Here is a 12,926-nt window from a genome sequence, read left to right as displayed (position 1 = left end):
AATTAGGTGAACAAAAGTGGACAAAACGAGACATCTGTCTCATTTTGTCCACTTTTTTATTATGAAAGAAATGAGAAAACCCATGAAATCAAGGATTAGAATTTGGCATAGTACTTGCAATATAACAGACGAACAAGAAAATAGGAGGGCTGGACATGTTAAAAACAACTGAAAGTAAAGGGAATGAAATTACGAAAGAACAAGCTCGTTGGATGTATAAAAAAATGTTAGAGATTCGTAAATTTGAAGATAAGGTGCATGAATTGTTCGCGCAAGGCGTTTTGCCAGGTTTCGTTCATTTATACGCAGGTGAAGAAGCGGTAGCAGTTGGTGTATGTGCCCACTTAACGGATAGTGACAGTATTACAAGTACACATAGAGGTCATGGACATTGTATCGCAAAAGGTTGTGATTTAAATGGTATGATGGCTGAGCTTTTCGGGAAAGCGACAGGGTTATGTAAAGGCAAAGGTGGTTCCATGCATATTGCCGATTTAGATAAAGGAATGCTTGGTGCAAATGGCATTGTAGGTGGCGGTTTCCCACTTGCTTGCGGTTCAGCATTAACAGCTAAATATAAAGGAACAAAGGATGTAAGTGTTTGCTTCTTCGGTGACGGAGCAAATAATGAAGGGACATTTCATGAAGGGGTTAATTTAGCAGCGATTTGGAAGTTACCGGTTATTTTTATCGCAGAAAATAATGGTTATGGTGAAGCAACTACATTTGAATATGCTTCAAGTTGTGATTCTATTGCCAATCGTGCAAAAGCTTATAATATTCCAGGTGTTCAAGTAGATGGAAAAGATCTTCTCGCTGTATATAAAGCTGCTGCAGAAGCAGTGGAACGTGCGCGTAATGGTGATGGTCCAACAATTATTGAATGTATGACATATCGTAATTATGGTCATTTCGAAGGTGAAGCGCAAACATATAAAACAACAGAAGAAAAAGAAGAACATTTAAATGAAAAAGATGCAATTGTGAATTTCCGTAAGCATTTAATTCATGAAGGTTTATTAACAGAATCTGAACTTGTTGATATGGAAAAAGCAGTAGATGATGCAGTACAAAGATCCATTGAATTTAGTGAAAATAGTCCATACCCAGACGATGAAGAATTATTAAAAGATGTATACGTTTCTTACAAATAAGAGGAGGGTGAAAAATTATGACTAGAACAGTAAGTATGTCAACTGCAATTAATGAAGCGATGAAAATCTCAATGCGTCGTGATGAAAATGTAATTTTAATAGGTGAAGATGTTGCAGGCGGTGCACAAGTTGATCACCTGCAAGATGATGAAGCTTGGGGTGGTGTTCTTGGTGTTACGAAAGGACTTGTACAAGAGTTTGGTCGAAATCGTATATTGGATACACCAATTTCTGAAGCGGGTTATATGGGAGCTGCGATGGCAGCTGCTGCAACTGGGTTACGTCCGATAGCTGAGTTAATGTTTAATGATTTTATCGGTAGTTGTCTTGACCAAGTATTAAACCAAGGTGCGAAATTCCGTTATATGTTTGGAGGTAAAGCGAAAGTACCCGTTACAGTACGTACGATGCATGGCGCTGGTTTTAGTGCAGCAGCTCAACATTCACAAAGTTTGTACGCATTATTTACGAGCATACCAGGTATTAAAGTTGTTGTTCCTTCCACACCGTATGATGCAAAAGGCTTATTATTAGCGGCAATTGAAGATGATGATCCAGTAATCTTCTTTGAGGATAAAACACTTTACAATATGAAAGGTGAAGTGCCAGAAGGATACTATACAATTCCATTAGGAAAAGCAGATATTAAACGGGAAGGTTCTGATGTAACAATTGTCGCAATCGGAAAGCAAGTTCATACAGCGCTTGCAGCTGCAAAGCAATTATCGAAAAAGGGGCTTGAAGTAGAAGTAATTGATCCACGATCTTTATCACCACTTGATGAAGATACTATTTTATCATCTGTTGAAAAAACAAATCGTCTTATCGTCATTGACGAAGCGAATCCTAGATGTAGTATTGCAACAGATATTGCGGCAATTGTAGCGGATAAAGGTTTTGATTTGTTAGATGCACCTATTAAACGAATTACAGCACCACATACACCTGTTCCGTTCTCACCACCACTTGAAAAGTTGTATTTGCCAACGCCAGAAAAAGTAATTGAAACTGTATCAGAAATGATTGGAGACCAATCTTTATTACATGTGTAATAAAACGATGAGAAGGGAGAGAGACACATGGCTGTAGAAGTTGTAATGCCGAAGTTAGGTATGGCGATGAAAGAAGGTATTATTACGAACTGGAATATTAAAGCAGGCGATAATGTAGCAAAAGGAGAACTAATTGCTAGTATTAATTCAGAAAAAATTGAAACGGAAATTGAAGCGCCAGCTGATGGTACGGTACTTGATATAGCTGTAAGTGAAGATGAAGGAGTGCCGCCTGGTACTGTAATTTGCTACATCGGTAAACCGAATGAAAAGGTAGAAATGCAGGAAAGCACACATGTTGTAGAAGAAAAAACATCTAATATAGAAGTACAAAATGTACAAAATCAAGAAGCAAATGGGAAAGAAGTATCGAAGCAAAGAATTAAAATTTCACCTGTAGCGAAGAAAATTGCAAAGTCTGAAAATCTGGATATCAAGGCATTAGTTGGTACAGGTCCTGGCGGAAGGATTACAAAGGCAGATGTATTAAAAGTACTTGAGGTAAGAGTAAACGTTCCGGAAATATCTGAACGAGAAGAAAGTAAAGCGATTCCTGTTACTGGTATGCGTAAAGCAATCGCAAATCGTATGCACGCAAGCTTACAAAATAGCGCACAATTAACGTTAACGATGAAAGTAGATGTAACAGATTTAGTTGCTTTACATAAAGAAATAGCGGAAGTTGTACAAAAAAGATATGATAATAAATTAACTATTACGGATTTCGTCTCGCATGCTGTTGTATTAGCACTTGGAGAGCATAAAGAAATGAACAGCGCTTATATAGATGATGCAATTCATCAATTTGAACATGTGCATTTAGGCATGGCAGTCGCATTAGAAAAAGGGTTAGTCGTTCCAGCTATTCGCTTTGCAAATAATTTATCTTTAGTAGAGTTGTCTAAAGAGATTAAGAATGTGGCACAAAAGGCACGAGCAGGTAGCTTAAGTAGTGATGATATGCACGGAACGACATTTACAATTAGTAATTTAGGTAGCTTTGGTATTGAATATTTCACACCGGTATTAAATACACCTGAAACTGGTATTTTAGGTGTAGGTGCAATTGAACATGTTCCTGTATTTAAAGGGAAAAAATTAAGAAAAGGAAGTATGTTACCTTTAAGTTTAACATTCGATCATCGTGTATTAGACGGTGCACCAGCAGCTGCATTTTTACGCACAATTAAACATTATTTAGAAGAACCTATAACAATTCTTTTATAAAGAGAAGGTGAGAGAATGAGTAAATTAGTTGTTATTGGGGGCGGACCTGCTGGCTATGTAGCAGCAATTACCGCGGCTCAAAATGGCAAAGATGTCACTCTTATTGATGAAGCTGACCTTGGCGGAACATGTTTAAATGTTGGGTGTATGCCTACGAAATCACTGTTAGAAAGTGCTGAAGTACATGACATTGTGAGAAAAGCGAATGATTATGGAGTTACGATTAATACAGAAAATATCTCAATTGATTGGGGTCAAATACAGGCGAGGAAATCACAAATCGTAAAGCAACTCGTCCAAGGAATACAATATTTAATGAAGAAAAATAAAATTAAAGTTGTAAAAGGAAAAGCGAAATTCGAAACGGATCATCGTGTGCGAGTTGTACAAGGAAATAAAGAAGAAGTAATTGATGGAGGGAGCTTTATTATTGCAGCTGGTTCCGAACCTACAGAATTACCATTCGCTCCGTTCGATGGAAAATGGATTTTAAATAGTAGCCATGCAATGTCTCTTGAGAGTGTACCATCTTCATTGTTAATCGTTGGCGGTGGTGTAATAGGATGTGAGTTTGCAAGTATTTATAGTAGACTCGGCACAAAAGTATCGATAGTTGAGATGGCACCGCAATTACTACCTGGTGAAGATGAAGATATCGCGAATATTTTAAGAGAGAAATTAGAAAAAGATGGTGTGGAAATTTTTACGGGAGCAGTTTTAAAAGGATTAAATAACTATAAGAAGCAAGCTTCATTTGAATACGAGGGAATTACTTACGAAGTAACTCCAGAATTTGTTCTTGTTTCTGTAGGAAGAAAACCACGAGTACAACAATTAGGATTAGAAAAGGCAGGAGTTCAGTTTTCAAATAAAGGGATTGCTGTGAATGAACATATGCAAACGAACGTATCACATATTTACGCAGTTGGTGATGTGATCGGTGGAATTCAGCTTGCTCACGTTGCCTTCCATGAAGGAACGACAGCAGCATTACACGCAAGCGGAGAAGACGTGAAAGTAAATTATCACGCTGTTCCCCGTTGTATATACACAGCTCCAGAAATAGCTAGTGTCGGGTTAAGTGAAAAAGGTGCAAGAGAACAATATGGTGATATTCTCATTGGAGAATTCCATTTTACAGCGAACGGAAAAGCTCTTATTTTAGGAGAACAAACGGGTAAAGTAAAAGTCATTGTGGAACCTAAATACCAAGAAATTGTAGGGATTTCTATTATCGGTCCTCATGCAACTGAACTTATTGGTCAAGGGACCGTAATGATTCATACAGAAGTTACCGCTGATATAATGAGAGATTATATTGCAGCGCATCCAACCTTATCTGAAGCGATTCATGAAGCATTATTGCAAGCTGTAGGACAGGCTGTACATGCTTAAATCGAATTATAATAAACCACTATTCTCTAAATGAATGAGAGAATAGTGGTTTGAATTTTTATAGAAGAAATTAAATCCTCTATTACTTTTTAATGTCAATAGCTGAAGTTTTATCGTTCCATTCAGGAGCTAAATTAGCAGTTTTACCGTACCAATCAGCGTGTTTAAATAAAACGCCTTTTCCATATCCTTGTGTTGAAGTGTGTTCCCAAAGTGTTGTTGAATAACTTGCAGAAGGCGACGCTGTACTTACAGAAGAAATTCTGTCATTCCAGCTAGATGGTAAGTTTTTAAAGCCACTGCTCCAGTAAATATATTGGCCACCTTTATCTTTATGTTCATAAAAATCAGTACTACCAGCACCACTACCTAAAGGATTAATATTATTTTTAATTGCTTTTTTATCCTTTGCAATATACGCATCCAATGTTTCGCGGCTAGTAAAACCATAAGCTAGCCAATCTCCATTTTCATTTTGCTTAGGTAATACCATAGTAATTTGGATATCTTTCTTATCCTGATCACTTAATTTTGCAAATGAATTAACATTTTGTTCATCCACTTTTAAATAATCAAATGACTTAATTGTGTTACTTTTTTCCTCAGCGCTTACTGCACCTAGTCCTCCAGTTAATGCAAAACCCGCTACTAATGTCCCTGCTACTAATTTCTTCAACATATAACCATCCCTTTTTGTTTGAATTTTTGTACAGGTGAATCTTGTACAGCTAAAATGTATTCTAATTTTATACTTTTGTAAATATTCTGAAGTTTTAGAAATAATAGGCGGAATATTTACATTTTTACATTATTTCTTTAGAAAAAATGGTTATTGGAATGATATAATAAGTGGATGTATTGCTTTTACTGGATGTAAAGATATTTTAGGAGAGGTGTCATTGAAATATTTTACAAGAGAATGGTATAAAAAAATGCAAGTTTTAGAATTTGTAAGTTTTATAGAGTCTATAAAAGAATGGTCGGAAATGGATATACAAAGTTTAAAGGAAGAAATAGAGGAAAGGAAAATAGATTTATTAAAATTCCTTCCTGAATCGATATACTCAATTATACAAAACATAACAATTAATTCAGAATACCCCTCAGGTGAACTGAAAAAACTTATGCAAGAGTGGACAACAGATTATGAGAAAAGAATGGCACAATTAGATCAATCATACGTAGAATATTTTAATTCCATTGAGAAAAAACTTCCGTCAAATGTCGCTCAGTTACACAAGACATCACTACACGATAGTGTAATTAAAGTAATAAAGAGAGAATCAGAAGATACTTTGTCTATCGTATTAGATTGCAGTGGTACTTTTAGTGAATTTGATAAACTTGAAGTAACCTTTATAGGAGTAACAAAGTGTTCTATGCAGGAAAACTTTGACAGTGCTTGGTGGCTATATCATGAAATAGCTCTTACTGAAGATGGTTTTGAACTAGGTGTTTTATTTGACTCTCCATTTAGAGAAGTGACGATTTGCGCAGCAGATGTATTACTTGTGAAGAAATAATGTTGTATGGAGTATTACAAACGTTTGACATAATAAAAAAATAAAGTTATTGTAGATACATGGAGTCTACAATAGGAGCTGTACTATGAAATATTCTAAAGCTACAAATTATGCTCTTCATACAATGCTTTTTCTGGCAAAGGCCACACCAAATAAGTTAGTTAGTGTTTACCAATTAGCAGAAATGCAAAATGTTTCACCAACGTACTTGTCTAAAATACTAACTAAGTTGACGAAGGAAGGGATGATACACTCATCATCTGGTCCAAAGGGCGGTTACTCGCTTAGTAAGAATTGGGAAGATATTTCATTTTTAGATATTATACATGCAATTGAAGGCAAAACATCATTGTTTGACTGTTGTTTACATGACAAACCTGGATGTTTAATTAATGAGGCAATGCTCGCAGCAGAAGAGAAAATGGAAGAAGAGTTAAGAAATCAAAAAATCGTAGATCTTGCGAAAAAAATAAAAGTGGATTTTTAATCTGCTTTTATTTTTAAATTAATTAAGGATAAAAAGGCTCTTTAATATCTTTAATTGTAGTTAGAAAATGATATGAAGAAGGAGAGAAGATGATGAATAATTTTTGGAATGATCGATATAAATCAGATGAATATTTTTACGGGGAAGAACCTAATACATTTATTAAAGAACAAGCATTTCGTTTAGCAAATCACAATAAAGTAATAGCATTTGCGGAGGGAGAAGGTAGAAATGCTGTATTTCTAGCAAGACAAGGGAACGAAGTAACAGCTATTGATTATTCGAAAGATGGATTAGAAAAGACAAAAAAATTGGCAGAGAAGCATAACGTAAACGTGCATACAAAAAAAGTAGATTTATTAGCTGATAGTTTGCCAGAAAATGAATATGATGCGGCAATTATGGTATTTGGACATTTTCATGATGATTATAAAAAAATGATATTAGATAAAATGATACAAACGATAAAGCCTGGTGGATTAATTATGTTTGAAGTTTACTCAAAAAAACAAATAAACTATAGTACTGGTGGACCAAAAGATGTTGATATGCTGTATGATCCAATTGATATCCTTACTTGGTGTGAAGAACATAAGGTAATTCATTTCTTTAATGGAGAACAAGAGCGAGTTGAAGGGAAAGGGCACACTGGTTTAGCTGATGTTATTCAAGTTGTTATTAGAAAATTAATATAAGTGTTAATGAAAGTTAAATGTATGAATGTAAAAAGACCAGTCGTATAAGACTGGTCTTTCTATTTAGATACTAAATTATCAAGCTTCCAATATGTATTTGTTAACGGCGCAGCTTTGCTATCTATGTATAAATACATATTATTTAAATCTTTTGGTGAAGTTTTCAGTTCAAATACAACGTCAGTAGTTAAAGAGAATTCGTGTGGAACATTTTTATAGTGCTCGTCACCTATCGGATGAGCTTCACCTTCATATTTCTGACCAGTTTTTTCATCTTGTATGAAATATTTTATTTCCGAAAGATCAATAGTTTGTCCATCGTCTCGAACATTATTAATCATAACACGAGTAGTAAGGCGCCGCTCTTCGTCTATTTTTTCAAACTTTGCATTCTCAACTGTCGCTCTATAGTATTCATTTTTAACTATTTCTCCATAGTGCATTGCATTCTTTTCGAGAGCGCTCTTTTCTTGTTTTGGTGTAGTATTGCTATTGCACCCTGTTAATATTCCTGTAAATAATAATGCTGTACATGTCGTTTTGATTAGTGATTTCATAGTAATCCCTTTCTGTATTAAAAAGTAAAACATAGGAATAATTTTACATGAATAAGGAAATAAATAGAAGTCTTTTAGTGGAATATGCAAATCTGCATTTATTTTATGTGAAGTTAACAAAATAGAAAAAGAGGAAAACACTGCATAAAGACGGAAGAAAAAGGATTGAAAATATTGTGAAACGGAAGAAACGTGCATATAATTAATATAAAGTTCAAATTTCTGAACCTTCAATAACGGTGGTGATAACATGTTTACTGAAGAACGTCGAGAGAAAATTTTAGAACTACTTAATACAGATGGAAGAGTAATAGCAAAGGATCTTGCGGAAAGATTTGATATGTCTATTGATTCTATAAGAAGAGATTTGTCTATTATGGAAAAGGATGGTTTATTAAAAAGAACGCACGGAGGTGCAATTGAACTTACGCGAGTGAGAAACTTAGCTGCGGAACCAACTAAACGTTATAGTGATAGCTCAATATATGAGGACACAATTGCAAGAGTTGCGGTATCTTATATACAAGAAGGTGATTCAATTTTTATTGGTGGGGCTTCCGTTCATAATGCGATGCTGAAATATTTACCGGAAGTATCATTTACGGTTATTACGAATTCTATAGAAATAGCTGGTTATCTACGAGAATATAAGAATATTGATACGTATTTAATTGGCGGAAAAGTAAAACCTTCAGGGAATATTACTGATACACTTGCCTCTGAATTAATAAGTAGATTTTCTATTGATCTGTATTTCTCTACAGGTGGAGGCATTTCATTACAAGGTATTAGTACCGCAACACCTGAAGTTGCTTATTTTAGTAAAAGAGTAAGTGAAATTGCTAGAAGAAATATTTGTTTAGTTCCGCATAATAAACTTGGAATAGATTGTTTTATAAGAGGAGAGTCTCTAAAAAAAATTGACATTATTATAACTGACGAAGAGGCTAGTAAAGAAACTGTTCAGGACTTTGAGAAACAAGGTAAACAAGTTGTAATAGCGCCATTATATTCATTTGAAAGGAGTTTGACATGATTGTAAAAGAGCAAGAGTTTCATATAAATGGATTAACTTATACAATTCGTTCTGCAGCTGAGAAAGATGCAGAGCAGTTATCGAAAATTAGAGTTCAGATTGATGGAGAAACTGAAAATATGGATAGAGATGCTGGAGAGGGATTTATAGATGATCTAGGATTTCAAAAAATAATAAAAACAGATAGTGAAGAGACTAAGAATCTCTTTTTAGTTGTAGAAGTGCACAATCGAATCGTTGGATTTTCAAGATGTGAAGGGTCAAATTTTAAGAGATTATCTCATAAAGTGGAGTTTGGTGTTTGTATTTTAAAAGAGTTTTGGGGATATAGAATGGGTAAGAGTCTATTGCAACAATCTATTAAATGGGCTGATGAAAATGCAGTAAATAAAATATCTTTACAAGTATTAGAGACAAACGAGAAAGCTATTCATCTGTATAAAAAATTAGGTTTTGAAGTAGAAGGCATTTTGAAAAATGACAAAAGACTATCGGATGGAAAGTATTATAATACGGTAGTGATGGGAAGGTTTACTGATACTTTTCATAAAAGAGGGGAAGAGGTATGTTTTACAGAAGGAAGTACTATGTAGTGAAAAATGAATTCATAGAAGTATTTAATGATCATTTCAATAACACGAACTTACCTAATCAGTTAAAGCATGGCTCTAGGCTAATAGGACGCTGGATGAAAGGTAATAAGAATGGTACGTCTGAAGTATTCGCCATATGGGAATATGATAGTTTTGAACGGTATAAAGAAATTGAATCGAAAATTAGAAGTGACGAGATTCATGTAAAAAGAATACATGATTGGTATGAAAAACATGGCGGAAGAGAATATGTTTTACAGAAGTACATAGTAGAGATGAAAAATGAAGAGTTAGTATGTACTGTAAAATAATAGGAGCGAAGACTAATGCAGGTCAGAACGAAATTATATATTAGTTTATCAGCCGCTATTTTATTTGCAATAGCCGTGATTGTTTTCTTTATAAATGGTAATCCACAAAAGTGGTTTTGATTATGTATTTTCTTTGCGTCCATTATACAAAATATGGTGCTACTAAAAAAGAATAAAGACGCGCATTAATATATTCAAATTATTAACATATTTGTGTCATCTTTCTAGTTGTATTGAAAACGCTTTTATTCAGTTTTATAATAGAAGTATGTTTTATAAATCTCCAAAACAATTAAAAGGGAGATGATACAATGTTAGCTTCACCGTTTTACTTACATACATGGAAAAAGTTTATTGATGAAGGAGTCTTTGATTCGAACCGTATAAACGAAAGAATTTCAGAGTCATGGCATCGATGTAGACAAGCAAATGTGAATCCTTATATGAATAAAGGTCAGAAAATTTTGTCTTCTAATGTTTTTCAAGAACAAAAGAAAAAGAGTGAAATTTTTCTTGATATAGCATTACCTCAAATACAAAATATGAGAAAAACCATTGATGAACTACAAATGATGGCATTATTAATCGATCCAGATGGTTATGTTCTATCGTTAAGTGGAAATAAACAAACGTTAAAGCGAGCGAAACATATTAATTTTATTGAAGGTGTAAAATGGACAGAAGCAGCTGTTGGTACAAATGCAATTGGAACAGCGCTAGAAATTGAAGAAGCTATTATGATAAGTGGTACTGAACATTATTCCGTGGCATCTCATAGCTGGAGTTGTGCGGCTGCTCCTATCCATAATGATGACGGGAAATTAATTGGTGTTCTAGATTTCTCCTGTCCAATTGAATTTTCGCATCCATATATGCTCGGTATGGTAACTTCAATTGCACATGCAATAGAACGTGAATGTAGCATAAGAGTTCATCAAAATGAATTACACTTAATTCATCGTTTTTTGGATGTCATTGATAGTGACGAACAAGTAGTTATTTGTAATCATCGTGATGTTATCGTTTCTGCGAGTAAGAGTGTTCGTGAACGAATAAATAATTGGTCAAGAATGAAGCTTGAAGAGTTAATGCACCATGGATTGGAAACTAAATTAGAGATACCAGTATATAGTAATGAAAGAATGATTGGGAAATGTATGTATTTAAAGAAAAACAAACAAATAAATACATATTCTGCTTTCGCATTTATAAAAGGAATTACTTTTTCAGGAGTTACCGGGACAAGCAAAGCATTTCAACACACACTAGAAGAAATTAAGCTTGTTTCACCGACTGATGCTAGTGTGTATGTATGTGGTGAGACAGGAGTAGGAAAGGAATATGTTGCGAGAGCGATTCATGAAAATAGCCCAAGAAAAGATGGGCCCTTTATAGCTGTTAACTGCGGTTCTCTGCCTAAAGAATTAATGGAAAGTGAATTGTTCGGTTACGTTGAAGGTGCGTTTACAGGTGCGCGACGTCAAGGGTATAAAGGGAAATTTGAACAAGCGCATGGAGGAACATTATTTTTAGATGAAATTGGTGAAGTACCACCAGAGATGCAAGTAGCATTATTGCGTGTTTTACAAGAACGTACAATAACTCCAATAGGAAGTTCAAAAGAGGTACCAGTAAATATTCGTATTATTACTGCCACACATAAAGATTTACTACGGTTAGTAGAAGAAGGGAAATTCCGTCAAGATTTATATTATCGTTTGCACGTTTATCCGTTATATGTTCCATCGTTAATAGAAAGAAAAGAGGATATCTCATATTTTATACAACACTTTTGCGAACGGAAGAATTGGAATGTTGTATTTCCAAAGAGTATTTGCAATCAATTTTTACAACATACATGGCCCGGAAATATTCGAGAACTAGTAAATGTATTAGAACGCATTTACATCTTGTCGCAAGGACGGGAAATATGCGAAAAGCAAGTCGCTTTTTTGCTACAAACAATGATGGGAAATCAACAACAACTTGAGTTACAAGTTGAAAATAAAACAGAACATCCACTAAATTTTCGCGAAAAAATACAGCGTGATAGCATGATTGAAGTATTACAAAAGACAAACGGAAATGTTTCATTAGCTGCAAAACTATTAGATGTACCCCGTAGTACATTTTATAAGCGAATGCAAAAATATAAGTTATAAAGTAGATTTTTGTAATCTACTTTTTCTTTGTGGGCTCATGTTCTGTCGGAATCTGCGCTTACCGGGGAAATAATAGAATTGTTAGAAGGGAAATTTCCTAATGGAGGTTAGTATGTGAAGTATATTGAGATTGGAATCGGGAATAAGTGGTTCGTTCGAACGGAAACTGAAAATAAAGATGGGACTGAATTTGAAGAACGAGGAATTATAAAACCTATTTACTTAGAGTCTGTATACGTACGAATTTGGTTTCGGAAAACGTGTTTTATTTTTGATACGAAAGAGGGTTTTAAGAAAGATAAGAAGAGAAGGATTGAATATAAATTTATTGTTGGAATTGTGAGTAGGGTGACTGAAGAAAAAGTACGCTAATGAAAAGCATGTAAAGTAAAAGTGGTACTCAATCTATTGAGTACCACTTTCAGTAAATGATAGAAATTTGTTTGCAAGTTTTTCTTGCGACATGTTTTTATCCTTTCTATATAGAAGTTTGTATTAAGAATATTATGCAATAAATATCAGAAAATAAAGTTATTAATAGATTAGGAGAGAATAGTATGTCAATGTCACTATATTATAAAAAAATCCGTGAGCAATTAGGGCATGAACTAATATTCATGCCGAGTGTAGCTGCTATTATAAAAAATAAACAGGGGGATATTTTATCCCGCATTAACGGGCAGTAAGACTCCCATCTCAAAATTCAGCGAAAGCAAAGAAGTTAGGTGGGGGAT

At 34.3% G+C, this 12,926-nt stretch carries 15 protein-coding genes; 13 read left to right on the top strand and 2 right to left on the bottom strand.

The window, feature by feature from the left end:
* Positions 1-155 precede the first annotated feature (155 nt).
* Genes acoA through lpdA form a run of 4 tightly spaced genes read left to right on the top strand, consistent with a single transcriptional unit; the run spans position 156 to position 4,828 of the window.
* Positions 156-1,154 (top strand): acetoin:2,6-dichlorophenolindophenol oxidoreductase subunit alpha, encoded by a 999-nt coding sequence (acoA, locus tag NZ044_RS13680; RefSeq protein WP_000921300.1) that lies wholly within the window; start codon positions 156-158, stop codon positions 1,152-1,154.
* Between the two features lie 17 nt (positions 1,155-1,171).
* Positions 1,172-2,206: an acetoin:2,6-dichlorophenolindophenol oxidoreductase subunit beta gene (gene acoB / locus NZ044_RS13675; protein ID WP_000198898.1), complete on the top strand. Its 1,035-nt coding sequence runs from the start codon at positions 1,172-1,174 to the stop codon at positions 2,204-2,206.
* Positions 2,207-2,233: 27 nt separating this feature from the next.
* Complete coding sequence (locus NZ044_RS13670; protein ID WP_000257746.1) at positions 2,234-3,433, top strand: dihydrolipoamide acetyltransferase family protein; 1,200 nt, start codon at positions 2,234-2,236, stop codon at positions 3,431-3,433.
* Positions 3,434-3,448: 15 nt separating this feature from the next.
* Positions 3,449-4,828: a dihydrolipoyl dehydrogenase gene (gene lpdA / locus NZ044_RS13665; RefSeq protein WP_327956665.1), complete on the top strand. Its 1,380-nt coding sequence runs from the start codon at positions 3,449-3,451 to the stop codon at positions 4,826-4,828.
* An 82-nt stretch (positions 4,829-4,910) separates the two neighbouring features.
* On the opposite strand, the gene NZ044_RS13660 is transcribed toward lpdA, so the two are convergent.
* Entirely contained in the window at positions 4,911-5,507 is a 597-nt protein-coding gene (locus NZ044_RS13660; protein WP_000914437.1) for a hypothetical protein, read from the bottom strand.
* 220 nt (positions 5,508-5,727) lie between these two features.
* Here NZ044_RS13660 and NZ044_RS13655 point away from each other — a divergent pair, with 220 nt between their 5' ends.
* The 3 genes from NZ044_RS13655 (at position 5,728) to NZ044_RS13645 (ending at position 7,533) form a co-directional block, all read left to right on the top strand.
* On the top strand, positions 5,728-6,351 hold the full coding sequence (locus NZ044_RS13655; protein ID WP_000873450.1) for a DUF4085 domain-containing protein: 624 nt from the start codon (positions 5,728-5,730) through the stop codon (positions 6,349-6,351).
* 85 nt (positions 6,352-6,436) lie between these two features.
* Entirely contained in the window at positions 6,437-6,838 is a 402-nt protein-coding gene (locus NZ044_RS13650; RefSeq protein WP_000877653.1) for an Rrf2 family transcriptional regulator, read from the top strand.
* An 89-nt stretch (positions 6,839-6,927) separates the two neighbouring features.
* Positions 6,928-7,533, top strand: coding sequence for a class I SAM-dependent methyltransferase (locus tag NZ044_RS13645; RefSeq protein ID WP_002082658.1), 606 nt, complete (start codon positions 6,928-6,930; stop codon positions 7,531-7,533).
* Between the two features lie 59 nt (positions 7,534-7,592).
* Here NZ044_RS13645 and NZ044_RS13640 read toward each other — a convergent pair whose 3' ends face one another.
* Positions 7,593-8,090 (bottom strand): hypothetical protein, encoded by a 498-nt coding sequence (locus tag NZ044_RS13640; RefSeq protein WP_000838461.1) that lies wholly within the window; start codon positions 8,088-8,090, stop codon positions 7,593-7,595.
* Positions 8,091-8,340: 250 nt separating this feature from the next.
* Here NZ044_RS13640 and NZ044_RS13635 point away from each other — a divergent pair, with 250 nt between their 5' ends.
* The 6 genes from NZ044_RS13635 (at position 8,341) to NZ044_RS13610 (ending at position 12,878) form a co-directional block, all read left to right on the top strand.
* Positions 8,341-9,126, top strand: coding sequence for a DeoR/GlpR family DNA-binding transcription regulator (locus NZ044_RS13635; RefSeq protein WP_000493642.1), 786 nt, complete (start codon positions 8,341-8,343; stop codon positions 9,124-9,126).
* On the top strand, positions 9,123-9,719 hold the full coding sequence (locus NZ044_RS13630; RefSeq protein ID WP_000635676.1) for a GNAT family N-acetyltransferase: 597 nt from the start codon (positions 9,123-9,125) through the stop codon (positions 9,717-9,719). Before NZ044_RS13635 ends, NZ044_RS13630 begins: the two co-directional genes overlap by 4 nt.
* Positions 9,692-10,030, top strand: coding sequence for an NIPSNAP family protein (locus NZ044_RS13625; protein WP_000499995.1), 339 nt, complete (start codon positions 9,692-9,694; stop codon positions 10,028-10,030). Before NZ044_RS13630 ends, NZ044_RS13625 begins: the two co-directional genes overlap by 28 nt.
* A gap of 311 nt (positions 10,031-10,341) precedes the next feature.
* Complete coding sequence (locus tag NZ044_RS13620) at positions 10,342-12,192, top strand: sigma-54-dependent Fis family transcriptional regulator (RefSeq protein ID WP_000881380.1); 1,851 nt, start codon at positions 10,342-10,344, stop codon at positions 12,190-12,192.
* A gap of 114 nt (positions 12,193-12,306) precedes the next feature.
* Positions 12,307-12,564 carry a DUF3977 family protein gene (locus NZ044_RS13615; protein ID WP_000873836.1) on the top strand — a complete coding sequence of 86 codons (258 nt, stop codon included), beginning with the start codon at positions 12,307-12,309 and terminating at the stop codon, positions 12,562-12,564.
* Positions 12,565-12,749: 185 nt separating this feature from the next.
* Positions 12,750-12,878, top strand: a complete 129-nt coding sequence (locus tag NZ044_RS13610) for a hypothetical protein (protein ID WP_000062924.1) — start codon at positions 12,750-12,752, stop codon at positions 12,876-12,878.
* The last annotated feature ends 48 nt before the right edge of the window (positions 12,879-12,926 follow it).

Source organism: Bacillus sp. FSL K6-1338, from assembly GCF_038006965.1.
Classification (GTDB): Bacteria; Bacillota; Bacilli; order Bacillales; family Bacillaceae_G; genus Bacillus_A; species Bacillus_A thuringiensis_S.
The sequence above is the reverse complement of the archived record's forward strand: the minus strand, read 5'-3'. Positions and strand labels throughout refer to the sequence as shown.

Coding starts and splice junctions, on each gene's coding strand:
- acoA (WP_000921300.1), top strand. CDS start 156: ATGTTAAAAACAACTGAAAGTAAAGGGAATGAAATTACGAAAGAACAA.
- NZ044_RS13610 (WP_000062924.1), top strand. CDS start 12,750: ATGTCAATGTCACTATATTATAAAAAAATCCGTGAGCAATTAGGGCAT.
- NZ044_RS13645 (WP_002082658.1), top strand. CDS start 6,928: ATGATGAATAATTTTTGGAATGATCGATATAAATCAGATGAATATTTT.
- NZ044_RS13660 (WP_000914437.1), bottom strand. CDS start 5,507: ATGTTGAAGAAATTAGTAGCAGGGACATTAGTAGCGGGTTTTGCATTA.
- acoB (WP_000198898.1), top strand. CDS start 1,172: ATGACTAGAACAGTAAGTATGTCAACTGCAATTAATGAAGCGATGAAA.
- NZ044_RS13635 (WP_000493642.1), top strand. CDS start 8,341: ATGTTTACTGAAGAACGTCGAGAGAAAATTTTAGAACTACTTAATACA.
- NZ044_RS13625 (WP_000499995.1), top strand. CDS start 9,692: ATGTTTTACAGAAGGAAGTACTATGTAGTGAAAAATGAATTCATAGAA.
- NZ044_RS13650 (WP_000877653.1), top strand. CDS start 6,437: ATGAAATATTCTAAAGCTACAAATTATGCTCTTCATACAATGCTTTTT.
- NZ044_RS13630 (WP_000635676.1), top strand. CDS start 9,123: ATGATTGTAAAAGAGCAAGAGTTTCATATAAATGGATTAACTTATACA.
- NZ044_RS13620 (WP_000881380.1), top strand. CDS start 10,342: ATGTTAGCTTCACCGTTTTACTTACATACATGGAAAAAGTTTATTGAT.
- NZ044_RS13670 (WP_000257746.1), top strand. CDS start 2,234: ATGGCTGTAGAAGTTGTAATGCCGAAGTTAGGTATGGCGATGAAAGAA.
- lpdA (WP_327956665.1), top strand. CDS start 3,449: ATGAGTAAATTAGTTGTTATTGGGGGCGGACCTGCTGGCTATGTAGCA.
- NZ044_RS13640 (WP_000838461.1), bottom strand. CDS start 8,090: ATGAAATCACTAATCAAAACGACATGTACAGCATTATTATTTACAGGA.